The sequence below is a fragment of the Nonomuraea roseoviolacea subsp. carminata genome, from assembly GCF_024172185.1.
GTDB lineage: Bacteria > Actinomycetota > Actinomycetes > Streptosporangiales > Streptosporangiaceae > Nonomuraea > Nonomuraea roseoviolacea.
In genome coordinates this window covers 7,930,558-7,953,856 of sequence record NZ_JAMZEC010000001.1, presented here as the reverse complement: position 1 = coordinate 7,953,856, position 23,299 = coordinate 7,930,558, and the positions used below count along the sequence as shown (strand labels likewise).

Here is a 23,299-nt window from a genome sequence, read left to right as displayed (position 1 = left end):
TCATCCTCTCGATCCGATCGGTACGGTCCGCACTGTGGTCGCGAAGGACACCCCGGCCGGGCGTCCGGCGTCCAGCCCCATCGGCCCCATCTCCCCCGAGACGCGGGCGAGGACGGCCCCGGTCGAGCGCCGTACGTCCCACTCGGCGGGGTCGAGCAGGCCCCAGCGGAGCATCGCCCCCACGATCAGCGGGTCGTGCGGCACCCACAGCCCGTCGTTCTCGATCTCCGCCCAGTAGTGCAGGACGGAGAAGGGCGGCGACAGGATGACGCCCTGGGCCAGCCGGATCGGCAGGCCGCGCCGGCGGCCCTCGCGCACGAGGAAGAGCGAGCCGCCCGTGCAGTCCGCGACGCCGGTGCGGCCGATGAAGTCGAGGTCCAGCCCGACCGTCATGGGCAGGCGGACGAACCTGACCCGGCCGAACTCCTCCAGCAGCTCCGCGGCACGCGGCTCCGGCCCGGGCCACGTGACGGGCAGTTCGAAGCGGGCGACCGCCGTCCCCTGGGGGCACGGGGTCCAGCCGCCGGGCAGCAGGACCTGGAAGGCGCAGTCCTCGTCCTCGCCGGGCTCGTGGGCGCACTCGGGCACGTACTCGATCTCGGCGCGGACGACGCTCCCGGCGGGTGCGCGCAGCCCCTTCGCCCAGGAGGCCGGGCCGAACGTCCACAGCGACCGCACGCCCATGTCGAGCGAGACGTTGAGCAGGTCGAAGTGGTCGAAGCCGCTCGGGCGGCCCAGTCCTTCGGCCAGCATCAGGCGCAGTACGTCCGGGGGGAGGTTGTAGTCGCGCTCGGCGTCGGCCCACGGCACGTCGAAGCCGCGGGCGTCGTCGGGGACGAGCCGCAATGCCCGCACGGTGTCCTCCAGCCGCATGTCCTCCGGCCGCGCGATGTCGTGCGCCCGCCCGGCGTCCTGCTCGGGGTGGACGTTCACGCGAGGGCCGCCCCTCGGGCGGGCCCCGTCCCGGCGGGGTCGTGGATGACGTACCGGTGGGGGGCCACCGCGGTCTGCCGGCCGGGCAGCGCCGCCATGCAGGCCGCGCGCGCGTCCTCGGCGGTGAGGCCGTCGCCGTCGGGCCAGAGGTGCGCGACGATCCGCGGCTCGCCGTCCGCGTCCCGCTCCACCTCCACCCCGACGCCCGTCACGCCCGGGGTTTCGGGATCGCGTGAACCGGCACCGAGGCGAGGGGCGAGGGCGTCGGTGAGCAGCGCGGCGACCGCGTCGAGGTCCGTCCAGCAGCCCTCGTGCCACAGCCATCGCCCCTCCCGGCGGGGAGCGGCGATCCCCGCCACCCGGCCCGCCTCCTCCGGACGCACCTCCCCGAACGCCGCCTCGACCAGCAGCCGCTCGACGCCGAACAGCACGGCGCGCACGGCGGCGGCGTCGAGGTGCCGCGAGTCGGCGTGCAGGGTCAGCCGCACCGTCTCGGGGGTGTCCTCCGCGTACAGGGCGAACTTCTCCTTCTCCACCGCCGGCTCCGGCCGGAACACGCTGTCCCGCGTCGCGGCGCGCACGGCCGCCTCCTCGGTGGAGCCGGGGCGGTGGGCGGCCAGCCGACGGTCCGGGCGCATCTCCTCGCGCATGTCGTTGACCACGCACGACAGGTCGAGCCGGACGCCGCGCCGCTCCTCGGTCTCCCGGATGATCCGGCGCAGCTCGCGCTTGTCGTACAGGCCGTCGCGGTACGCGCGGACGGAGGCCGTCCAGGCGCGCCGGGCCACCTCGCCGAAGCTCTCCCCGCCGAGGTCGAGCGAGACGAGCGCGCCCTGGATCATGCAGGCGACCGCGCGCCGCTCCGCCTCCTGGACGCGGTTGGCGCAGATGAGCCGCGCGGCCAGCGTGGGCATGCCGGTGTACGCGCCGAGCGCCAGCCCCGTGGCCGCGAGCAGGACCGCCGTGCCGCTGACGTCGAGCCGGGCGGCGAGGAGGTTCAGCGCGAGGTCGGCGGCGCGCGAGTAGAGCACCGCCGCGTGGTAGGGCGACGCGTCCGGCGGGCGGCCGTCGGACGCCGGCGGGATCGACCGCTCCCCCGGGAGCGCCGACGGCTCCGCGGGGAACATCGTGCGCGGCACCACCGCCAGCCTGGAGCGCCAGAACTCCAGCGCCTTCGCGAGCCGCCGGGCCCCTTCGGGCGAGGTCTCGTAGCGGGCCTGCTCCAGCGGTTGCCGGGCGGCGGGCGGGGGCGGCCGGTCCAGGCTCTTGGCGCGGGCCTCGGTCATCGCGGCGAGGTCCGCGACGAGATTGCGCACCCCGGTGCCGTCGGCCGCCGTGTGCGCCACGCTCAGCAGGACGGCCAGCGGCTCGCCCGACCGGTGGAAGAGCGTGGGGCGCAGGGGCAGCTCGGCGGCCAGGTCGAACGGCAGCCGCTCCACCACCGCCCGCCGCTCCGCGATCGCCTCCCACAGCCCTCCGTCCTCTGCCGGGCAGCCCCCGGAGTCGAGGTCGGCGAGCCACACGGGCTGCTCGCCCGAGCCGGTCACCGTCTGGGTCAGCCGGCCTCCGTCGCCCTCGGCCAATCCGCCGTCGCCCTCGGTCAGCCCCCCGGCGTCCTCGGTCAGGAAGGTGCGCAGCGACTCGTGGCGGCACACCAGCGCGCCCAGCTCGTCCAGCACGTCCTCGACCGTCAGCCCGGACGGCAGCTCCACCTCGCCGGAGGGGTTGAAGAACGCCTCGCCCGGGTCCTTGTCGGTGATGTCCAGCCACATCGACACCTGCCCGCATGTGGCCGGCCCGGAGCCGGTGCTCTGCCCGGCGAACCGCACGGTGCGCCGGGTCAGCCGTTCCACGACCGCTCCCCTGTCCTGGTACGGGACGTCGGCTCCTGCTCGGACTGCTCGCGCAGCCGTTCCTGGACGTCGTGGGCGAAGTCGCTCCAGATCTCCGCGCACTGCAGCGCCATGTCGGCCACGATGGGCGCGAGGTGCGAGGGCACGGCGTCCAGCAGGTCCGACCGCATGTTCTTGGCGACCACGTGGCTGTGCATCCAGCGCAGCAGATGCCGCCCGGCCTCCGACAGCCGCAGCGACGGGTCGCGCTGGAGCGAGCGCAGCCGCAGCAGCGCGTCGGCTCTCTGGTCGGTGTGCCGCCGTCGCGCGACGGCGGCCTCGGCGGCCGTCCCGGCGGCCCCCCGCATCCCGTCGCGCGGGTCGCTCAGCGCGGCCCCCGGCGTCACCGTCCCGTCGGCGCCTCCCGGGGCGCTTGCGAGGCGTTCCGCCACGCGCGGCGCCAGGGGGTCCTCGCCGCGCCGGATCCGCTGGCGCACGGCGTGGGCGGTGCCGACCGATACGGCGGCGTCCTGGGCGATCTTCCGCAGGGACGCGTCCGGGTTGGCGGCGATCACACGCGCGGCGCGCAGGCGACCCTCCTCGGCGTTCAGCGGGCGGCGCCGCCCGTCCTTGCCGACGCGGGTGTTCAACTGTGGAGAATCCGCGGTCGAGCACCGGCGCAGCCCACTCACCGTCTTCGCCGACAGGCCCGTGACCTCGGCGATCGCCCGGTCGGACATGCCCGGACGGGAGTCGAGGATGCGCAGCGCGGCCACCCGGCGGTCCTGGAGCGACAGCGGCAGTCCGTGCGTGGTGTTGGCCCGCACCGCCTCCAGGAACGCGGCCTCGTCGCTGCCCTCGAAGAACCGCACGTCGATCATCTGGCGGCCGTTGAGGACGGCCGCGCCCAGGCGGTGCATCCCGTCGATCACCCGCATGGTCGCGCGGTGGACAAGGATGGGCGGGAGCTCCGTGTCGGCCTCCGCCAGGCGGCGGACGTGGTCGTCGTCCATTCCGAGGACGCGCGGCGAGTCTCCCCTTTTCAGAAGCTTGATGTGCACCGCGTACACCTGATGCGGTTCACTACTTTCGCAGTCTGACTGAACTCCCACATTCCCCCCGAAGTGTGAGACGGCCACCGGTGCGAGCCCGTGTCGGGGAACGACGGCTTGCAAGGGGTCATATGAGAGCACACAAGATCCGGTTAGTCCATAACGCAGCTTTTGTCACGTGCCACTGATTGGCTGTTCAATCACATTCTTTCTGTCACGCAATAGTGACAACAAGTAATATTTCGCTGTTTGACGTGATCGGCGGGTTCGTTGCTAGCCTGTGGCCATTGCGAAAAATGATGCTCCCCAGCGGCGGGTGAACGCCTCGCGGGACGCCACGGTCCTTTATCGGTCGGCCGATGTGTGCGTCGTCGGCAGCGGCCCGGGCGGCGCCGTCACGGCTCACCTGCTGGCCCGTGCCGGTCTGCGGGTGCTGCTGCTGGAAGAGGGCGGCAGGATCGGCCCCGGCGCGACGCTCGACGCGCTCGAACCCGGCTGGGAGCCCGCGCTCGTGCGCGCCGGGGCCGGCCGGCCGGTCCCCGCCGGGCGGCCGTGGTCGGCGCGGGGGCTGGGCGGCGGGATGGGGCTGTTCGCCGGCATCGGCTTCCGGCTCAGGCACGTCGACCTCGACGCCCGCAAGCACGTCGCCGACGACGCCCTCGACCCGCGCTGGCCGCTGGCGTACGCGGACCTGCGCGAGCACTACGACGCGGTGGAACGCCTCATGGGCGTGGCCCGCGCGCGGGGCGCCGACCCGCTCGAACCCGACGGCGACGACCCGCCGCTGCCGCCGCACCCCTACAGCCCGCCCGGCCTGCTCCTCGCGGGCGCCGGCCGCCGCCTGGGCCTGCGGCCGTTCCCCACGCCGCTGCTCATCAACTCCGCGCCGTACCGCGGACGTCCGGCCTGCCACCGCTGCGGCCCGTGCAACGAGCACGCCTGCCCGACCGGGGCGAAGGCCGACCTGGTCGCCACGTTGCTGGACCCGGCCGCCGAGGACGGCTCGCTGGTGGTCGCGACGGAGAGCCGGGCGCTGCGCGTGCACGCCTCGTCCGGCGACCGGGCGGACGCGGTCGAGTGGCTCGACGGGCGCGCCGGGGTGCGGCGCACGACGCGGGCCCGGTGCGTGGTGCTGGCGGGCAACGCCGTGCAGTCCTCGGCGCTGCTCCTGCGCTCGCCCACCCGCTGGTCGCCGTCGGGGCTCGGCAACCGCCACGACGTGGTGGGACGCGGGCTGTGCTTCAAGGTCAGCGGGTACGTCGCGGGCACGGTCGCCGCCCCGGCCGCGACCGGCCACGGCGCCGGCGGGCCGTTCTCGACCGTCGCCTTCTCCGACCACTACCTCGACCCGGCGTGCCCCGGCGGCCTGGGCGGCATCCTGTACGAGGCCAGTCCCGCCGACCGCGCGCCCCGCGACGGGGAAATGCCGTTGCGGGTGCACTACCTCGCCGCCGACCAGCCGATGTGGCGCAACCGGGTACGCCTGTCGAACCGGAAAAACGCCCTCGGTACCGAAAAACTGCTAATGGAGTACGAAACACACCCATTAGATGAGGCACGGCTCGAATACCTCGCCGAACGGGCCACCGAGCTTCTCGTCAGCGCCGGCGCCGCTCATATCCGGCGCGAAGCCTCCGGATATGAGCGCGGCAGCCGTCACCTGCACGGAGGGTGCCGCGCCGGTGACGATCCCCGGACCTCCGTCGTCGACGCGGACGGCCGGATTCACGACCAGGAGAACGTCTATGTGGTGGACGGCGGATTCTTTCCGTATCCGGGAGGGGTGAATCCGACGCTCACCATCCTCGCCAACGCCGCCCGCATCGCCCGGCGCATCGCCCGCGACCTGGCCACGGCCTCCGTCTGAGCGCGGGTCCCCCTGTGCCGCCTCGTCCCCTCCGACCCGACCTCGCACCGAGCGCCATCCGCGACCCGAGGGAGAGAACCCATGGCCCGTACAGCGTCCACCGAAACGACCGTGGCACCGCCCGCGCCGGACACCGCGACCCGCCCCCGCAGTGACACTCGGGGGACGTCGCTGGCGAGGCCCGTCCCGGGGCCGGTGTTCGAGCGGGCTTCGGGCGCGCGGGTGTGGGACACCGGCGGGCGCTGCCACGTGGACCTGTCGTCCTGCTCCGGCGCCGCGCCGCTCGGCGCCGGGTACCGGCCCGTGGTGGACGCCGCGGTCGCGGAGTTGCACCGGGGCGGGATCCTGCCGGAGGCCAGCTCACCCCTGCGCGCGGAGGTGGCCGACCGGATCGTGGAGATCTTCCCGTGCGCCGAGTCCGTCGAGTTCTTCCGTACGGGGTCGTGCGCCACGACCGCGGCGGTCCGCGTGGCCCGGCTGCACACCGGCGCCCGGACGGTGCTCACCTCCGGCTACCACGGCTGGCACGACTGGCAGCTCCAGTACCGCCCCGAGATGGGGCTGCCGGACCGCGACCCCGACACCGCCGACTTCGGCTACGACCTGGACGTGCTCGACCGGCTGGCGCGGGAGCGCGGCGACCTCGCGGCCGTGATCGTGACTCCCGAGGTCAACGTCTTCCCCCCGGAGTTCCTGCGCGAGGTCGAGCGCGTCACCCGCGCCCACGGGGGGCTGCTCGTGGTGGACGAGGTCATGACCGGCTTCCGCTACGCCTGGGGCGGCTACCACGCCGCCGCCGGGGTCGTCCCCGACCTCGTCACGCTGAGCAAGGGCCTGGCCAACGGCTTCGCCCTGTCGGCGGTCGCGGGGAGCGCGGCGGTCATGGAGGCGGCCCGCCGTACCCACCTGGGCAACACCTACCAGCGGGAGGTCACCCCGTTCGCGGCGGCGCTGGCGACGCTGGAGGCGAGCGCCGGCGGGGCGGCGATCGCGGCGATGCGGGCGGCGGGCGAGCGGCTCATGCACGGGCTGGACCGGTTGTTCGAGGAGGCGTCGGTGGCGGCGTGGGCGCGGGCCTGGCCGACCATGTTCGACGTCGTCTTCGCCGATCCGGAGCTGGGGCGGCGCTTCTTCGCGGCGCTGCGGGAGAAGGGCTACCCGATGGAGTACGGCCAGCGGTTCATGCCGTCGGCCGCGCTGACGGAGGAGGACGTCACCGGCTTCCTGGAGGCCGCCGCCGGCGCCCTGCCCGGGGACGGCGCGGGGACGCGGGGAGACGGCACGGAAGCGGCCGTCCGCTACGCCGCCGACCACTTCGCCGCCACCCGCGCGACGGTGGAGCGCTGGTGGTCGTGATCGCACGTTCATGATCGCTGAAGCGCCCACCGAAGATCGCCCGGCCCGTTAGGGTTCTCGCTGTGAAACAGGAGCGGCGGCGGGACCAGGCGACCCGGCAGGACAAGGAGCGAGCGCGGGACCGAGACCGGAAGCGGGGCGACGAGCAGGTCCGTGACCGGATGGGCGGCCGGTCACCGGAGCGCGGCCAGGACCGGGACCGGGACCAGGAGGCCCTGGATCAGGGCCGGGACCAGCGCCGGGACTCCGGCGAGCGGCCGGACTCCGGTGAAGGACTGCGGTCCGGTGAAGGACTGCGGTCCGGTGAAGGACTGCGGTCCGGTGAAGGACTGCGGTCCGGTGAAGAACCGGGCTCCGATGAGGGGCTGGACGTGCGGGCCCTGGCGGCGGCGACGGGTCTGGACCCCAGGCGCGCGTTCGAGGTGCTGTCCGTGCTGGGCGACGGCTCGTGGTGGACGCTCGCCGACCTGGTGCGGCGCGCGGCCACGTCGAGACGCTCGGTCGAGGCCGTGCTGCGCGAGGTCCGCGCCGAGCGCTCCGGCGACCGGTTCCGGCTGCCCCGGCAGCGGGCCCGCGACCTGCTCGCCGCCCCGCACCGCCCGCTCGACCCGGCCGGCCCGGTCGATCACCTCCTGCCCGCCCACGCCGACGTGGTGGAACGCATGGCGGGGCTGATCGCGAAAGCCCCGCGCGCCCGGCAGGCGCTGGACCACGTCTCCGCCACCCCGGAGACCGTCGTGCGGCGGGCCCTGCTGCTCGGAGCGCGCTCCTGGCCGCCCGGGGCGAAGGTGCTGTGCGTCGGCGACCACGACCTGACCTCGCTCGCCGTCGCGTCGCTCTACCCGGACGCCGAGGTCGCGGTGGCCGACATCGACGAGCGCATCCTGGCCTACATCGACCGCTGCGCGGCCGAGCTGGGCCTGCCGGTGCGCACCCGGTGGGCGGACCTGCGGCTCAGCCTGCCGCCGTCGCTCCACGGGTACGCGGACGTGGCCGTGACCGACCCGCCGTACACCCCGGAGGGCATCGGGCTCTTCGTCGCCCGGTGCGTGGAGGGGCTCCGGGACCCGGACCAGGGGCGGGTGATGCTGGCATACGGGGCCAGCGAGCGCACGCCGATGCTGGCGCTGAAGGTGCAGGCCGCGCTCCAGGACCTCAACCTCGCCTACGAAGCCATGTATCCGGATTTCAACCGCTATTTCGGCGCGGAGGCCATCGGCTCGGCCGCCGACCTGTACGTCCTGCGGCCCACCACCAAGTCCCGGCCCGCCGTGGCCGCCCGGGTGGAGCGCTTCAGCGCCGCCATCTACACCCAGGGGCCGCAGTCGGTGGAGAGCCAGGGAGGCTCCGGCGACGAGCAGCGGCTGGCGCGGGTCGCCGCGTTCGCCCCCGAACTGCTGGTGGGCGAGTGGCCGGCCGGGTTCATGACGCGCACGCCGCGGGTACGCCCGGCCACCTGGCTCGCCAAGCCGTACGCCGCCTCGCCCGAGCGCGTGGCGATCGCCGTGCCCGCGGGCCTGGAAGCGGCGCTGCCGCGGCTGCTGCTGGCAGCCCGCGCCGGGCACGTCCGCGCCTTCACCGCCGAGCCGCCGGGTGACGTCTCGCGGCTGGCGGGGGCGCTGTCACCGGTGTACGAGCTCGCCGTCCGGGACGGCGCCGTGGACGCGGTGCGGCGCCCGCCGGCGGAGGACGCCGCCGGGCGGTTGCTGCGCGGGCTCCTGGAGCGGGCCCACGGCAAGCTGGTCAACACCTGGCGGGAGGCGCTGATCGGCGCGCACCCCGGGCTGACCAAGCGCCAGGCCCGCGATGTCGTCCTGCGGGCCGCCCCTTGGGCCGACGGCGTCTGCGCGCTCGAACTCCCCGTCCACCGCCTCACCGAACTGGGCGACGCGATCCGCGCCACCCTGCGGGCGGCGGAGTCCGCAGCCTGAGCGGCGACCGGCGCGCCCATCTCCGACAGGACCCGGCGGCTGCGAGGGACGTCGCGTGGCAGGCATCGGCGGTGATCAGCCGGCTGCCCCTTGGACGAGCGACTCGCCGCCCTCACGACGGTGCACTCCAGCGACGAGGTGTCGCTGGAGTCGACCGTGCTGTATCACCCGGCCGCGGGCTCGTGGACGAAGCGGGGCCAGCGGTCCGGGTCGGGGCCGTGCGCGTGGTGCAGGGCGAGCAGCAGGCGCTCCAACCCCACTCCCAGGCAGGCGGTGTGCGCGGGCGCCCCGTCGGCGGTCCGGATGCCGAACGCGGCGCCGAAGTGGTCCTTGTGGTAGTTCACCGACACCACGGCCTGCCGCACCCCCGGTGCGACCTCGGCGGCCAGCTCCCACTTCAGCCCGTCGGCCCGTTGCGCGGCGGCGAGCAGCCGGCCCGGCCGCCCCCAGAAGGGATCGTTCGCGGGCCGGGCCTCGGCGGGCAGGCCCAGGGCTCCCAGCCATCGGGTGAGCCGGTCGAGCCGGTCGTCACGCCAGGCCACGCACTCCCCCGGCCCCGCCAGCCGCACCGTCTCGAACATGCGGAAGGAGCGCAGGCGGCCCGGCTCCGCCGTCGCCTCCTGCCGGAAGCAGTCGGCGACCACGGTCAGCTCCACCGGGGCGGCCAGGACGCGTCCTTCGAACAGCGGATACACGTGGTAGCAGGCCGCGGGCGTCAGCACCAGGTCCGTGGGGGCGCCGCCCTGGCTCACCGCGGCGAGCAGGTGGGGGAACGACGCGGCGTATCCGGCCCGCTCGGCCACCGCCGCCCCGAGGACGGGCGGCGCCCGCAGGTGGCGCTCCGCCTCCCCGGCGCACAGCCGCCGCAGGGTCCGCACCACGGCCGCGAGGAACTCCTCGGCCGCCTCGCCGATGAGGAGCGTCCCGCGCGCCACGTCGTCGGCGCCGGCGCGAACCGGCCCCGCGGTCACACCGCGCTCCGCCCTGCCGTGCCGCACCCGACGGCGGGGAACCCGGGTCCGCCGGCGTCATTCGGGAACGCGTCGATGTGGCGGCGGTCGACGGGGGTGCCCCGGGGCTCGGCCATGGATGCTCCTTTCGGCCATGATCCGGCAGGCGCGAGGAGCAGCATGGCATTCCACCACAAACCAGGCAATGCCGGTTGAACGGACACGGCGCCGGGTCAACCCTGAGGTTGATGATCATCAACGGTCAACCTCCGGGAGCATCCGCGGTTCGTCCCGGCGCACGAGCCGCACGTCGAAGATCGCTGGAAGGCTCCTCGTAGGACTTCGACCCCCTTACGAGGAGACCCTTCATGTCAGCGTTCACGCGCGTCCGCGGATATCGAGCCGCCGCCGGGCTGGGGCTCGCCGCCGCCCTGCTGGCCGCGCCCGCGACCCCGGCGTCGGCGTCGGCGTCGGCGTCGGCGTCGGCAGCCACGACGGCGGCCTCCGCCATCAGGTTCGAGCTGCCCGCGCCCACCGTGCGGCGCCCGATCGGCACCGTCGCCCTGCGCCTGGTGGACCGTTCCCGGCCCGACCCGCTCGTGACCTCGCAGCCGTACCGGGAGCTCATGGTGAGCGTCTGGTACCCCGCCCGCCGCTCGGACGGCCTCCCCCTGGCGCCGCAGATGCCGCCGCTCGCCGCGGCCGGCTTCGACCGGGACACCGCCGCCGACCTCGGCGTCAAGCCGGGCCAGGTGGACTGGGCCGCGACCAGGACCCACGCCCGCGCCGGAGCCCCCGCCGACCGGAGCGCGGGCAGGCTGCCGGTGGTGCTGTTCTCCCCGGGCTACGAGGCGCCGCGCACGCTCAGCACCGTCCTGGCCGAGGAGCTGGCCGCCCGCGGCTACGCCGTCGTCACCGTGGACCACACCCACGAGCCGGACCAGGTCGAGTTCCCCGGCGGCCGGGTCGAGCACTCCAAGCTGCCGCCCGTGAAGACGGAGGAGGACCAGGCGAAGCTCTTCAAGGTCCTCCTGGAGGCCAGGGTGGCGGACCTGAGGTTCGTCCTCGACGAGCTGACGCGCCTGAACCGCGACACCGGCCACGGACGCGGGCCGCTGCCCGCCGGGCTGCCCGGCGCGCTGGACCTGTCGCACGTCGGCGCGTTCGGCCACTCCATGGGCGGCGCCACGGCCGCCCAGCTCCTGCGCGACGACCCGCGCGTCGACGCGGGCGCCAACCTCGACGGCATCCTCCTCGGACCGGCCGCCACCCTCGGCGTCACCCGGCCGTTCCTGCAGGTGGCGGGAGGGACGACCACCCGCGACAGCGAGCCCACCTGGAAGTCGTTCTGGAACGCCTCCACCGGCTGGAAGCGCGAGGCGCGCTTCGCCGGCGCCCAGCACTTCTCCTTCTTCGACCTGCAGGCCATCTACCCGCAGCTCGCCGGGCGGCTCAAGGGCCTCCCGATCGCCGAGACCATCGGCACCATCGACCCGGAACGCTCCGTCGCCGCCCAGCGCGCCTACCTCACCGCGTTCTTCGACCTGCACCTGAAGGGGCGGCGCACCCCGCTCTTCGACGGGCCGAGCCGGGCGTACCCGGAGGTCACGCTCATCCCCTGACCTCTCCACCCTGGGGTGTACGAGGATCTCCGACCGGGGGCGGAACCGGGCCGGGCGGCCGATCCCTATCGTGGGTCGGGTGCTCGCCCGAACCCGCGCCCGCGTCCACGCCTTCACCGCGCGCCTCAGCGTGTCGAAGGACGTCGTCCTGCTCGCGCCGTTGCCGCCGCTGTGCGTGATCCAGGTGGCGTACGCCGGCTCGGCGGCGCCGCTGTGGGCGGTGCTCGCCCTGCACGCGGCCCTTCTCGCGCCGCTGCTGTGGCTGCGGCGCGACCCGCTCGCCGTCTTCGCGGTCACGGCGGCGGTGAGCTTCGCGCAGTGGGCGGCGGGCGCCGACCTGCTCGCCGCCAACCTGAGCGTGCTCATCGCGATGTACCGGGTCGCCGCGTGGCGTCCGCTGCCCTGGGCCGTCGCCGCCGGCGCGGTCGCCGAGCTGGGCGTGCTGCTCCTGGTGGTGCGGCCGGGCGCGCCGCTGGGGGTGCTGGTCAAGGAGTACGCCGCGTTCTCGGTGTTCGTGGTCGCGATCTGGATCGCCGGTATCCACGCCGCCACGCGCCGCCGGTACGTGGCGAGCCTGGTGGAGCGGGCCGAGCAGGCCGAGCGGGAACGCGGCCAGCAGGCCGTCATCGCGGCCGCGGCCGAGCGGGCGCGCATCGCGCGCGAGCTGCACGACGTGGTCGCCCACCACGTGAGCGTCATCGTGCTGCACGCCGAGGGCGCCGGGTACGCGGTCGCGAGCGAGCCCGAGCTGGCCCAGGACGCGCTGGCGACCATCTCCACGACCGGCCGGCGGGCGCTGGCCGAGATGCGGCGGCTGGTGAGCGTGCTGCGCGACGAGTCCGGCGCGGGCGAGCCGCGTACTCCCCAGCCGGGCCTGGCACGGCTCGGCGAGCTGGTCGAGCGCTCCCGCGCGTCCGGGCTGCCGGCCGTCCTCACCCTGCACGGAACGCCCCCGGACCTGCCCCAGGGGCAGGAGCTGGCGGTCTACCGGATCGTGCAGGAGGCGCTGACCAACGCGCTCAAGCACGGCGGGCCCGGCACGCGCGCCCGGGTCGAGCTCCGTTTCGGCGCCGGAGAGGTCGCGCTCGACGTCACCGACGACGGCCGGGGCGCGGCCACGCTGACGACCGGGGGCGGCCACGGGCTGACCGGCATGCGCGAGAGGGCGGCGATGTACGGGGGGACGGTCGAGGCGGCGCCCCTGCCCGGCGGCGGCTTCCGCGTGTCGGCCCGCCTTCCCGTCGCGCGGGACGACGTCTCGGAGAGTGTCGGGGAGGGCGCGCAGGCCCGCGACCTCGGAAGCGTCCGAGCGGACACGGAGGCCCGCGACCTCGGAAGCGTCCGAGCGGACACGGAGGCCCGCGACCTCGGAGGCGTCCGGGAGGGCGCGGGGGCTCCGGGCGGCGTGGCGGAGGCGGCGTCGTGATCCGGGTCGTGCTGGTGGACGACCAGGAGCTCGTGCGGGCCGGGCTGCGGCTCGTCCTGCGCTCCCAGCCGGACGTCGAGTTGGTCGGTGAGGCCGCGGACGGCGCGGCGGCGGTCGAGACGGTGCGCGCGGTCGAGGCGGACGTGGTGCTCATGGACGTGCGCATGCCGGGGATGGACGGCGTCGAGGCGACCCGCCGCATCCGCTCCGGCGCCACGGCGGCGACGCCGAAGGTGCTCATCCTGACGACGTTCGACCTGGACGAGTACGCCTTCGCCGCGATCAGGGCGGGCGCCTCGGGCTTCCTGCTCAAGGACGCTCCGGCGGCGGACCTGTTCAGCGCCGTGCGGTCAGTGCACGCGGGCGACGCCGTGGTGGCGCCCAGCACGACGCGCCGCCTGCTGGAGCGCTTCGCCGTGCACCTGCCGGACGGCACGTCCCGGCCGGACGCGGACGGGCTCACCGCGCGCGAACGCGAGGTGCTCCTCCACGTGGCGCGCGGCCTGTCCAACCCCGAGATCGCCGCGGAGCTCGGCCTGGCCGAGGCGACGGTGAAGACGCACGTCAACCGGATCCTGGCCAAGCTGGAGCTGCGCGGGCGCGCCCAGGCCGTCGTCTACGCCTACGAGAGCGGGCTCGTCACCCCGGACCGCCCGTCGGGCTGACACTCTCGGCTGTCGCGGGCGGCGGGACCGGCCGTCCCACCGCCCGCGACGCCGGCCGTCCCACCGACAGCTACGTCGGCGGGTTCGCGTACGGCGGCCGGCCGCGTTCCACCAGGCGGCGCCGCACGTCGTCCAGCCGCTCGGTGAGCCCGGCCCGGTCGAGGTGTTCGAGCAGCGGCACCGCCACCCGGCGGCTCGTGCCGAGGGCCTGCCTGGCCTGGCTGACCGTGAACGGCTGCGGCAGGCGTCCCAGCACCTCGGCCGCCCGCTCGTCGGCCCCCGGGAGCAGCACGACGCCCTCACCCACGCGCAGCAGCGCGCCGGCGCGCACGGCCGCGGCCAGCTCGCGCGCGCCCAGCCCCAGCTCGGCCAGCCGGGCCGCCTCGGGCGCGTGGAAGGGCCGCGCCGCCAGCTCGCGCCTCAGCCGCTCGACCGCCCCGGCCACCGGCGGCGGCAGCCCCGCGGGCCCGGCGCAGATCCGGCCGGCGGCGAGCGTGAGTGGCGGCCGTACGAGGGCGACGACCAGCCGCCGGTCGGGCAGGCCCAGCTCGTGCCGGGCGGCCTCGACGGGCATGCCGGGTTCCAGGGGGTTGTCGAGCGCGTGCCGCCGCACGACGTCCGCCAGCCGCCGTCCCTGTTCCGCCCACAGCCGGGGCTCGGCGTACCAGTCGCCGCACACGGGGCCGGCAGGCTCGGTGGCGGCGGTACGCGGGGAGGGCTCGACGCCCATGGCGCGCAGGTCGGCGGCGCGCAGCAGCCCGTGCAGGCGCAGGGCGAACGCCGCCCCCGGCCCCTCCGGGAAGGCCGTCTCCCGGAGGCCCGTCTCCAGGAAAGCCGTCTCCGCCGGTAGGCCGTTCTCCAGAAGGCCCGTCTCCAGGAGGCCCGTCTCCAGAAGCGCCGTGTCCAGAAGCGTCGCCCGTCGCTGGGCGGCGCCTCTGCGGCGCAGCGGCTCGGGACGCACGTCGAGGACCGTCGCGCCCGCGAGCACCCGCACCCCGGCCCGGTCCCGTCCCGGATCGCGGCCGGGGTCGCGCAGGAGCAGCACGTCCCCGAGGTGGAGCGGCAGCGGCCGGGCCGGCCTCAACCGCGCGAAGGCCCCGCCGAGGGGCCGCACCTCGCACGTGACCGCGGCCGACCCCACGTGGACGGTCAACCGCCCGGGCAGCCTCCCGCACTCCCCCTCGTCGCGCGGGTGCCCGCCCACCGGGGACACCAGGACGTCCACCAGCTCCGTGTACGTCCACCGGCCCGGCGTGACCAGCGCCTGCCCCCGTTCCGGAACGGCGTGGCCGCGCAGGTTCACCGCCACCCTGGCGACCGCGGACACCGTCTCCCGCGGCTCCTTCAGCGACTCCAGCGCCCGGACCCGCACCGGCTCACCGGCCAGCAGCAGCTCGTCGCCCACCGCGACCGTGCCGGCGGGCAGCGTGCCGGTCACGACCGTGCCGCTGCCGGTCACGCTGAACGCGCGATCCACCCACAGCCGCACCGGGGCGGACGGATCGGGCGGCGGCAGCGCGGCCACCAGCCGGTCCAGCGCCGCCCGCAACCCGTCGAGCCCCTGGCCCGTGCGCCCGCTCACGACGACCGTCTCGGCGCCGCCCAGCCCGGCTTCGCGCAGCCGGTCCCGGGCCCGCTCGGCGGCCGGCCGCGGGTCGGCCAGGTCCGCCCGGGTCACCACGAGCACGCCATGCCGCACTCCCAGGGCCTCCAGGGCGACCAGGTGCTCCTCCGACTGCGGCATCCACCCCTCGTCGGCCGCCACCACGAACATCACGGCCGGCACCGGCCCGACGCCCGCCAGCATCGTGGCCAGGAACCGCTCGTGCCCCGGCACGTCCACGAACGCCAGGCGCTCCCCCGAGGGCAGCACCGTCCAGGCGTAGCCGAGCTCGATCGTGAGCCCGCGCCGCCGCTCCTCCGCCAGCCGGTCGGGCTCCATCCCGGTCAGCGCCCGCACGAGGGTGGACTTGCCGTGATCGACGTGCCCCGCGGTGGCGACCACGTGCGTCATCCCACCGCCCCCGGCCGCCCGGACGCCAGCACCGCCCGGACGAGGTCGTCGTCCCGCGCGGGCGGGACCGCGCGAAGGTCCAGCAGCAGGCGCCCGCCCTCGACCCGCCCCACGACCGGCGGCTCGCCCGCCCGCAGCGGGGCCGCGAGCCGCTCCGGCAGGCTCACCGCGGCGCTCGGCAACGTCACCCCCGGCGCCCCTCCCCCGCCCACGGCCGCGGCGCTGGGCACCGCGCGGGCGTCCACGCCCGCGCCGGACAGCCGCGCCGCCAGCGCCGCCGCGCGTTCCGCCAGCGCCGCCGGATCCGCCCGCAACGCCTCGACGACCGGCGGCACGGGACCGCGCAGCGTCGCCTCCAGCGCGGCGAGCGTCAGCTTGTCCACGCGCAGCGCCCGGGCGAGCGGATGCCGCCTGCACCGCTCCACCAGGTCGGCCCGGCCGAGCAGGAGCCCCGCCTGCGGGCCGCCGAGCAGCTTGTCGCCGCTGGCCGTGACAAGGTCGGCGCCGGCCTTGAGCGTGCCGGCGGCGTCGGGCTCGGCGGGCAGCAGCGGCTCGCGGGCGAGCAGCCCGGAGCCGATGTCCACGACGACGGGCACGCCGAGCCCGGTCAGCTCCGGCACCCCGGCCGAGCCGGTGAAGCCCTCGATCCGGTAGTTCGACGGGTGGATCTTGAGCACGAACCCGGTCTCCGGGCCCACGGCGCCGGCGTAGTCGCGGGCCGTGGTGCGGTTGGTGGTGCCGACCTCGCGCAGCCTGGCGCCGGTGGAGACGAGCAGGTCGGGGATGCGGAACCCGTCGCCGATCTCCACCAGCTCGCCCCTGCTGACCACGATCTCGCGGCCGGCGGCCAGCGCGGTGGCCGCCAGGACGAGCGCGGCGGCGTTGTTGTTGACGACGTGGACGTCCGCGGCCTGCGGCACGGCGGCGGCCAGCGCCTCCAGCGCGCCCCGGCCGCGCCGCGCCCGGCCGCCCGCCGCCAGGTCGAACTCCACGTCGGCGGCTCCGGCCGCGGCCGTCGTCGCCTCGACCGCGGCGGCCGACAGCGGCGCCCGGCCGAGGTTGGTGTGGACCAGCACGCCGGTCGCGTTGATCACCGGGCGCAGGCCGGCCGCCCGCGCCGGGAGCGCCGCCACGGCCGCGCCGGCCACCTCCCCGGGGCCGATCTCGCCGCGGCGGGCCCGCTCCTGGGCCCGCGCCACCGCCTCCTTGACGACCGTACGGCCCAGCCGCGCGGCGGCCTCGGCCAGGCGCGGGTCGGCGAGCACGGCGTCGGTGCGGGGCACACGCCTTCGCGGGTCCACTCTCCGAACATAAGCGGAGGCGGACGGGAATCGAACCCGCCAGGCCGAGGACCTCGGCCTCGTCGGTTTTGAAGACCGCGGGGGCCACCAGGCGCCCAGACGCCTCCAGGGGAGAACCTACCCGCGGACGGGTAGAGGTCGAGGCGGCACACCGGCACGAGCCCAGGTTGTGAGGCCAGAGTGAGTGAGAGCGTGACGTCCACGGTTCCCCCGGAACCGGAGCCGGAGCGAGGTCGGGGGCCGGACCGGGAGCGGGAGCCGGACCGGGAGCGGGGGCGGGAGCCTGAGCGGGTCCGGCTGACGGCGTACGCGCACGGCGGCGGCTGCGCCTGCAAGATCCCGCCGGGCGAGCTGGAGTCGGTCGTCGCCGCCCTGACCGGCCGGTCCACCGGGGCGGGCTCGTCGCCCCCGCCGGGCGCGGCCGGGGAGCTGCTCGTCGGGCTGGACGACGGGGACGACGCCGCCGTGGTGCGCGTCGACGGCGGCCGGGCCGTGGTGGCGACCGCCGACTTCTTCACGCCCGTGCTGGACGACCCGTACGACTGGGGGCGGGTCGCGGCGGCCAACGCGCTGTCCGACGTGTACGCCGTCGGCGGCGAGCCCCTGGTGGCCGTGAACCTGCTGGGCTGGCCGCGCGGGCGGCTGCCGCTGGAGCTGGCCGCTGAGGTGCTGCGCGGCGGCCTGGACGTGGCGCGGCCGGCGGGCTGTCACGTCGCGGGCGGTCACAGCGTGGACGACCCGGAGCCGAAGTACGGCATGGCGGTCACCGGCCTGGCCGACCCGGCGCGGCTGCTGCGGCTCGACGCGGCGCGGCCCGGGCTGCCGCTGTCGCTGAGCAAGCCGCTCGGCGTCGGGGTGCTGAACGCGCGGCACAAGGCCACGGGTGAGGTGTTCGAGCAGGCGGTCGCCGTGATGACGGCGCTGAACCGCGACGCGTCCCGGGCCGCGCTGGCCGCCGGGGTGGAGTGCGCCACGGACGTGACCGGGTTCGGCCTGCTCGGCCACCTCTACAAGCTCGCCCGGGCCGGCCGGGTGACGGCGGTGGTGGACGTGGCGGCCGTGCCGTACCTGGACGGAGCGCGGGAGGCGCTGCGCGACGGGTACGTGAGCGGCGGCACCCGCCGCAACCTCGACTGGGTGCGGCCCCGGCTCGACCCGGGCCGGTTCGGGGAGGAGGAGCTGCTGCTGCTCGCCGACGCGCAGACGTCCGGCGGGCTGCTGGTGGCCGGTGAGATCCCCGGCGCGCCGGTGGTCGGCGAGCTGGTCCCGTTCGAGGGGCCGCACCTGCGGCTGCGCTGACCGCGCCCCGCGGCGGGCGGTCGTTCATGGCGGGGCGAGACGACCGGGTATGCGGCGAAGACAGCCGGCCATTCTTCGCGCCGCCCGCCGTTCCTAGAGTGGGCCGCAGTTGATCGAACCACTGAGGAGCGTCCCCCATGCGTGCTGTCATGCAGAGTTCTTTCGGCGGGCCCGAGGTCCTGCGCGTCGTCGACACCGAACGCCCCGAGCCGCTGAGCGGCGAGGTCCTGGTCCGGGTGTGGGCGAGCGGGGTGAACCCGGTGGACGCCGCCGTGCGGTCCGGCGCCTTTCCGCTGCTGGGTCAGCCGCCGTTCGGCGTCGGCTGGGACATCTCCGGCGTGGTGGAGGAGGCCGCTCCGGGCGCCCGGTACAAGGTCGGCGACGAGGTGTACGGCATGCCGTTCTTCCCCCGCGCCGCGACCGGCTACGCCGAGTATGTGGCCACCCCCTCCCGCCAGGTGGCCCGCAAGCCCGTCACCCTCGACCACGTCCAGGCCGCGGCCCTCCCCCTGGCCGGGCTCACCGCGTGGCAGAGCCTGGTGGACGCGGCGGACGTCAAGGCGGGCGACCGGGTGCTGATCCACCGGGCGGCGGGCGGGGTCGGTCATCTGGCGGTGCAGATCGCCAAGGCCCGCGGCGCGTACGTGATCGCGCTGGCCAGCGCGGGCAAGCACGAGTTCGTCAGCTCTCTCGGCGCCGACGAGGTGATCGACTACCGGGCGGTCGACTTCACCGAGGCGGTCCGCGACGTGGACGTCGTCCTCGACTCCAACGCGCTCGGGGAGAGCTCGCTGGCCGTGCTCAGGCCCGGCGGGATGCTGGTCAGCATCATGGAGCACGCGAACGCGAAGCTCGCCGCGCGGGTGGAGGCCGCGGGGCGGCGCTTCGCGGGGGTGTCGGTCGAGCCCGACTACGCGGCGCTGGAGGCCATCGCCACCCTGGTCGACGCGGGGGCCGTCCGCCCGCGCATCCAGGACACCTTCCCGCTGGAGGAGGCCGGGAAGGCGCACGAGGTGCTGGAGGCCGGCCAGGTCCGGGGGAAGCTCGTCCTGACGGTATAAAGCTGGACATGGACATCCTCGCCGAAGCGCTGGAGTCGATGCGCACCGGGCGTCCCACCTCGGTGCGCACCGACGGACACGCGCCGTGGGGGCTGCGGTTGCCGCCCGCGGCGGGCGCCGGCTTCCATGTGGTGCTGCACGGTTCGTGCTGGCTCGTCCCCATGGACAGCCCGCACCTGGAGCCGGTCCCGCTGGACGTCGGCGACGTGGTGTTCCTGCGCAGCGGCTCCCGCCACGTCCTGGCCGACCACCCCGGCACCCCCGGCGAGGTGCCCGGACCGGAGCGCTACACCAAGGCTCCGCCGATCGGCTCGGTCGTGCTCGGCGACGGCGACGGCGGTGGGGCGCGCACGAGCCTGCTGTGCGGCAACTACCATCTCGACATGGCCCGGCCGCATCCGGTGGTCCGGCAACTGCCCGAGGTGGTCCACCTGCGCGCCAGGGACGGCCGCCACCCCGAGCTGAGCGCCGCGGTCCGGCTGCTCGGCGCGGAGCTGGACAATCCGCGTATCGGCTCGGAGGGCATCGTGCCCGCGCTGATCGACTCGCTGCTGCTGTACATCCTGCGCGCCTGGCTGGAGGACCAGCCCGCCGAAGCCGAAGGCTGGTCCACCGCGCTCCGTGACCCGGCGGTCGCCCCCGCGCTGGCCGCCATCCACGACACCCCCTCGGCCGCGTGGACGGTCGAGTCGCTGGCCGTACGGTCGGGGCTCTCCCGCGCCGCCTTCGCCCGGAGGTTCACCACCCTGGTCGGCGAACCGCCCATGGCCTACCTGACCCGCTGGCGCATGACGCTGGCTGCCAAGCTCCTGCGCGACTCCGACGTCCCGCTGCTCACCGTCGCCGCCCGGACGGGCTACAGCACGGAGTTCGCGCTGGCGAGGGCGTTCAAGCGGGAGTACGGCATCGCCCCCGGCGGCTACCGCCGCCAGACCAGGGCCGCCTGACGGCACGGACCGGAGAATCCCTCCGGGAACGCGCGGGTGACCGCGTCCATGCGGTTGGAGACCCCCAGCCGCCGGTAGGCGTTCTCCAGGTGCTTGCGCACGGTGCCCTCGGACACGCCCAGCCGGCGAGCGATCTGGAGGTTGGTGTGCCCCGCGGCGAGCAGGCGCAGCAGCTGCCACTGCCGGGGCGTGAGCCGGGGAGCGGGACGCCGGCGCCGTTCGGCCTCCATGTACGCCTCGTGCAGGTGCGGCCGCAGCAGCGTGAGCAGCGCGCGGTCGCGCTCGGAGAAGTCCGGGCCGGGCCCGCGGAACAGGACGATCCGCAAGGTCCGCCCGAGGCCGCCGGTCCCCGGCGTCCCCGCGGGCAGGCAGAGCATGAGCTCGTGCTCGATCCCCAGCGGCTTGAAATAGTCGGCGTACATGCCGGTGCCGTGCCATTGCCGGGCGGAGTAGAAGTCCGCGATCGTCACGACACTGCGCAGGTCGCCGCTGCGGTCGGGGTGGCTGCAGGGCTCGCAGTCCCAGTAGTGCTCCCAGTGCGTCGCGTCGGCGTCCTCATCGGTCGTCTCGTCGCCACCGGGGCCGGCCTGCGCCAGCCACCACGCCCGCCGGTGGGTGTCGAAGCCCGCGACGGTGAGGTCGTCGCAGCGGATCTGGCCCATCAGGTCGCTGAGCAGCGACGGCGGCAGCCCCTGCGCCGGCACGTCGGTGCGGTCCTCGCCGACGATCCTCGCCAAGGTGCGCAGATCCAGATCGCTGACTGATGACGAGCTCCCCATCAGGTTCTCCCCTCACCGGCAGACCGCACTCAGCGTACGCGGCCGCCACGGCCTTCCGGCATACGCAGATCCTCGTATGGTGGCCGGGCCACGGAGCCGCCCATGCTGATCGTGACCGACCGTGACGCGGCGAACCAGGGCCCAAACCCGCTCACTTCTGGACCGGGCCCAAGAGAGAAGGCGATCGTGCGAGTCCGCGACAAGATCCTCGGAGGGGTGCTGACGGCGGCCCTGGCCACCAGCCTGAGCGTGGCAGGAGCAGGAGCCGCCAGCGCGGCGGCGACACCGCTGGTGTTCGACGTCAACGGCACGTTCACCGACGGGGGTTCCGCGCAGCCGGTGATCTCGGACGTCGACGACGTCCTGACAGTGGACATGTCCTCCCAGCACCGTCCGACCGCCACCGGTGTCGTGATCAACAGCGACACCATCCTGGTCACCTTCCCCGACGACGCCACGTACACCGCCAAACTGCAGGCGCCGAACACCATCAGGTGGTCCAACGGCTCCACTTGGCAGAAGCTCAACGTGGTGCGGGTGCCGAACGTGCTCGACGAGACCAGGGCCTCGGCCACGTCGATCCTGACCTCCGCGGGCCTCGCCGTCGGCACGGTGAGGAAGGTCGTCGACAAGACGTGCAATCACAACAACACCGTCTCCGATCAGACCCCGGCTCCCGGCACGCCGGCCGCTCCTGGATCTGCGGTCAACCTCACGATCGGAGTGCTGCCTCAGCAGTCGCAGTGTCCGTGAACTGCCGGTTCTGAAGTGGCGCTACGCCCGGACAGCCGGCCGCGCCGCATCCGGGGCGCCGGTTCGGCGGCTGAACACGTCACCAAACGAGGTGGCAGCCACCGGGCCGGTTGTCCGTGGTCACGGGATGGGGGGGCCGCCTGTCCTCCAGGTGATCGCCCGCAGGCCGGCCACAGGGCCGGACGTCACGGCCGCGGTCGGCGGCCGTGCATCTTCGCCGCGGCGCCCCGGAGCACGCCGGGTACCAGCCGGCGATGGACGGCGGACAACGGAGGCCACACGCCATGGCCCAGGAGGCTGTCGTAGCGCAGGAACGTCGTCAGTGACACCCGTCCATGGGTTGCCTGAACGACAAGGTTGCCGGTCAGGAACGAGGAGCCGGCCTCCAGCCGGATCCAGTCCTCGCCACGTCCGGTGATCCGCCATCCGGCCACGGTGTCCGGCGATCGCCCTCGGCTGAGGCGCAGACCGAGGAGGCCGCGCCAGATCAGCCACTCCCCGGCGTCGGGGACGTCGCCGAACATCGCCCGTGCCCACTGCTCCGGTGTCGCGTCCCCGGCGTCCACCGCGTCCGTGAAGAGGGTGAAGTGGTCGACGTAGTCGATGCGGGACAACGCGCTGAGAGCGCGGACGGACTCGGGGACGTCGTGCGTTCCCACGGCGCCTTCCACGGTGGCCGCCCTGCCGCGTGGCGTGGCGGCCGAGCCGGAGATCCTTCGCGTTCTCGTTGGTCCGCCGGAAGCGACGGGTTTGTGCACATGCGGAATCCTCACGGCCGCAACCACCTCTCTTGCTCCCCTTGTATATACGCAACCGTATAATCGGAGAGTAGCTCTCATATACGGTGGCGTATATGAGGCGGAGAGGTGAGGTGGGACACACCGTGGGAGCGACGCGCACGCCACGTGACAGCTGGATCGAGGCGGGGCTGCAGGCGCTCGCCGCCGGCGGTCCGGACGCCGTCCGCGTCGAGGCGCTGGCCAAGCGGCTCGGTGTCACGAAAGGCGGGTTCTACGGGTCCTTCGCCGACCGCGACGCGCTGCTGCGGGCGATGCTGGACGCCTGGGAACAGGAGAGCACCGACGACGTGATCGACCGCGTCGAGCGGGAGGGCGGCGACCCGAAGAGCAAGATCCACCGCGCGGGCATGCTCACCTTCTCCAGCGACCGCCTGCTGCCCATCGACCTCGCGATCCGGGAGTGGGCCCGGCGTGACCCGGAGGTCGCCGCGCGCCTGCGACGGGTGGACGACCGGCGCATGGCGCTGCTGCGCGAGTTGATCGGCACCTTCTGCGCCGACCCCGACGAGGTCGAGGCCCGCAGCATGCTCGCCTTCTGCGTGGCGATCGGCGCGCATTTCCTCGCCGCCGACCACGGCGGCCGTACCCGGGCCCAGGTCCTTGCCCATGTCGCCGACCTGCTGCTCGACCGCCCGCGCACCGACCCCGGCGACTGACCGCCCGGCGCGGACGGGGCGCCGCCGAACATCGGCACCACCGATGCCGCCGGTT

Annotated in this window: 19 protein-coding genes and 1 tRNA gene; 11 read left to right on the top strand and 9 right to left on the bottom strand. The window is 75.0% G+C overall.

The window, feature by feature from the left end; all coding sequences use genetic code 11:
* From HD595_RS36885 to HD595_RS36875, 3 genes are read right to left on the bottom strand one after another with little or no spacing between them, the layout of a single operon-like run.
* Positions 1–933, bottom strand: coding sequence for a hypothetical protein (locus HD595_RS36885; protein WP_253777403.1), 933 nt, complete (start codon positions 931–933; stop codon positions 1–3).
* Positions 930–2,786: a condensation domain-containing protein gene (locus tag HD595_RS36880; protein ID WP_253777401.1), complete on the bottom strand. Its 1,857-nt coding sequence runs from the start codon at positions 2,784–2,786 to the stop codon at positions 930–932. Before HD595_RS36880 ends, HD595_RS36885 begins: the two co-directional genes overlap by 4 nt.
* Entirely contained in the window at positions 2,774–3,826 is a 1,053-nt protein-coding gene (locus HD595_RS36875; RefSeq protein WP_253777399.1) for a streptomycin biosynthesis regulator, read from the bottom strand. The genes HD595_RS36880 and HD595_RS36875 overlap by 13 nt, the downstream gene beginning before the upstream one ends.
* 307 nt (positions 3,827–4,133) lie before the next feature.
* Between HD595_RS36875 and HD595_RS36870 the strand changes: the two genes are divergently transcribed.
* From HD595_RS36870 to HD595_RS36860, 3 genes are all read left to right on the top strand, one after another.
* Positions 4,134–5,684 (top strand): GMC oxidoreductase, encoded by a 1,551-nt coding sequence (locus HD595_RS36870; protein ID WP_253777397.1) that lies wholly within the window; start codon positions 4,134–4,136, stop codon positions 5,682–5,684.
* Between the two features lie 81 nt (positions 5,685–5,765).
* The gene (locus HD595_RS36865; protein ID WP_253777395.1) at positions 5,766–7,040 is read left to right on the top strand and encodes an aminotransferase class III-fold pyridoxal phosphate-dependent enzyme; all 1,275 of its coding nucleotides are present in this window, start codon (positions 5,766–5,768) and stop codon (positions 7,038–7,040) included.
* A 62-nt stretch (positions 7,041–7,102) separates the two neighbouring features.
* Complete coding sequence (locus tag HD595_RS36860; protein ID WP_253777393.1) at positions 7,103–8,971, top strand: bis-aminopropyl spermidine synthase family protein; 1,869 nt, start codon at positions 7,103–7,105, stop codon at positions 8,969–8,971.
* Positions 8,972–9,135: 164 nt separating this feature from the next.
* Here HD595_RS36860 and HD595_RS36855 read toward each other — a convergent pair whose 3' ends face one another.
* A complete protein-coding gene (locus HD595_RS36855; RefSeq protein WP_253777392.1) occupies positions 9,136–9,942 on the bottom strand; it encodes a class-II aminoacyl-tRNA synthetase family protein in 807 nt (268 codons plus the stop codon).
* Positions 9,943–10,289: 347 nt separating this feature from the next.
* Between HD595_RS36855 and HD595_RS36850 the strand changes: the two genes are divergently transcribed.
* The 3 genes from HD595_RS36850 (at position 10,290) to HD595_RS36840 (ending at position 13,634) form a co-directional block, all read left to right on the top strand.
* Positions 10,290–11,543, top strand: coding sequence for an alpha/beta hydrolase family protein (locus tag HD595_RS36850; protein ID WP_253777390.1), 1,254 nt, complete (start codon positions 10,290–10,292; stop codon positions 11,541–11,543).
* A gap of 79 nt (positions 11,544–11,622) precedes the next feature.
* Positions 11,623–12,969 (top strand): sensor histidine kinase, encoded by a 1,347-nt coding sequence (locus tag HD595_RS36845; protein WP_253777388.1) that lies wholly within the window; start codon positions 11,623–11,625, stop codon positions 12,967–12,969.
* On the top strand, positions 12,966–13,634 hold the full coding sequence (locus HD595_RS36840) for a response regulator (protein ID WP_253777386.1): 669 nt from the start codon (positions 12,966–12,968) through the stop codon (positions 13,632–13,634). Before HD595_RS36845 ends, HD595_RS36840 begins: the two co-directional genes overlap by 4 nt.
* A gap of 70 nt (positions 13,635–13,704) precedes the next feature.
* Here the strand turns inward: HD595_RS36840 and selB are convergent, their stop codons facing one another.
* From selB to HD595_RS36825, 3 genes are all read right to left on the bottom strand, one after another.
* A complete protein-coding gene (selB, locus tag HD595_RS36835; RefSeq protein ID WP_253777384.1) occupies positions 13,705–15,648 on the bottom strand; it encodes a selenocysteine-specific translation elongation factor in 1,944 nt (647 codons plus the stop codon).
* Entirely contained in the window at positions 15,645–16,949 is a 1,305-nt protein-coding gene (gene selA / locus HD595_RS36830) for an L-seryl-tRNA(Sec) selenium transferase (protein ID WP_253777382.1), read from the bottom strand. The genes selB and selA overlap by 4 nt, the downstream gene beginning before the upstream one ends.
* Positions 16,950–16,962: 13 nt before the next feature.
* Positions 16,963–17,056: transfer RNA gene (locus HD595_RS36825), tRNA-Sec, on the bottom strand.
* Positions 17,057–17,246: 190 nt separating this feature from the next.
* Here HD595_RS36825 and selD point away from each other — a divergent pair.
* The 3 genes from selD to HD595_RS36810 all read left to right on the top strand — a co-directional run bounded on the left by selD (position 17,247) and on the right by HD595_RS36810 (position 20,256).
* Positions 17,247–18,248, top strand: coding sequence for a selenide, water dikinase SelD (gene selD, locus HD595_RS36820; protein WP_253781430.1), 1,002 nt, complete (start codon positions 17,247–17,249; stop codon positions 18,246–18,248).
* Between the two features lie 137 nt (positions 18,249–18,385).
* Entirely contained in the window at positions 18,386–19,309 is a 924-nt protein-coding gene (locus HD595_RS36815; protein WP_253777380.1) for an NADP-dependent oxidoreductase, read from the top strand.
* Positions 19,310–19,317: 8 nt separating this feature from the next.
* Positions 19,318–20,256: an AraC family transcriptional regulator gene (locus HD595_RS36810; protein WP_253777378.1), complete on the top strand. Its 939-nt coding sequence runs from the start codon at positions 19,318–19,320 to the stop codon at positions 20,254–20,256.
* Here HD595_RS36810 and HD595_RS36805 read toward each other — a convergent pair.
* Entirely contained in the window at positions 20,229–20,993 is a 765-nt protein-coding gene (locus HD595_RS36805) for a helix-turn-helix domain-containing protein (RefSeq protein WP_253777376.1), read from the bottom strand. The genes HD595_RS36810 and HD595_RS36805 overlap by 28 nt on opposite strands.
* Positions 20,994–21,221: 228 nt before the next feature.
* Between HD595_RS36805 and HD595_RS36800 the strand changes: the two genes are divergently transcribed.
* Positions 21,222–21,788: a PASTA domain-containing protein gene (locus HD595_RS36800; protein ID WP_253777374.1), complete on the top strand. Its 567-nt coding sequence runs from the start codon at positions 21,222–21,224 to the stop codon at positions 21,786–21,788.
* Between the two features lie 185 nt (positions 21,789–21,973).
* Here HD595_RS36800 and HD595_RS36795 read toward each other — a convergent pair whose 3' ends face one another.
* Positions 21,974–22,447 (bottom strand): DUF2867 domain-containing protein, encoded by a 474-nt coding sequence (locus tag HD595_RS36795; protein WP_253777371.1) that lies wholly within the window; start codon positions 22,445–22,447, stop codon positions 21,974–21,976.
* Between the two features lie 224 nt (positions 22,448–22,671).
* On the opposite strand from HD595_RS36795, the gene HD595_RS36790 reads away from it, so the two are divergent.
* Complete coding sequence (locus tag HD595_RS36790; RefSeq protein WP_253777370.1) at positions 22,672–23,244, top strand: TetR/AcrR family transcriptional regulator; 573 nt, start codon at positions 22,672–22,674, stop codon at positions 23,242–23,244.
* Positions 23,245–23,299 lie beyond the last annotated feature (55 nt).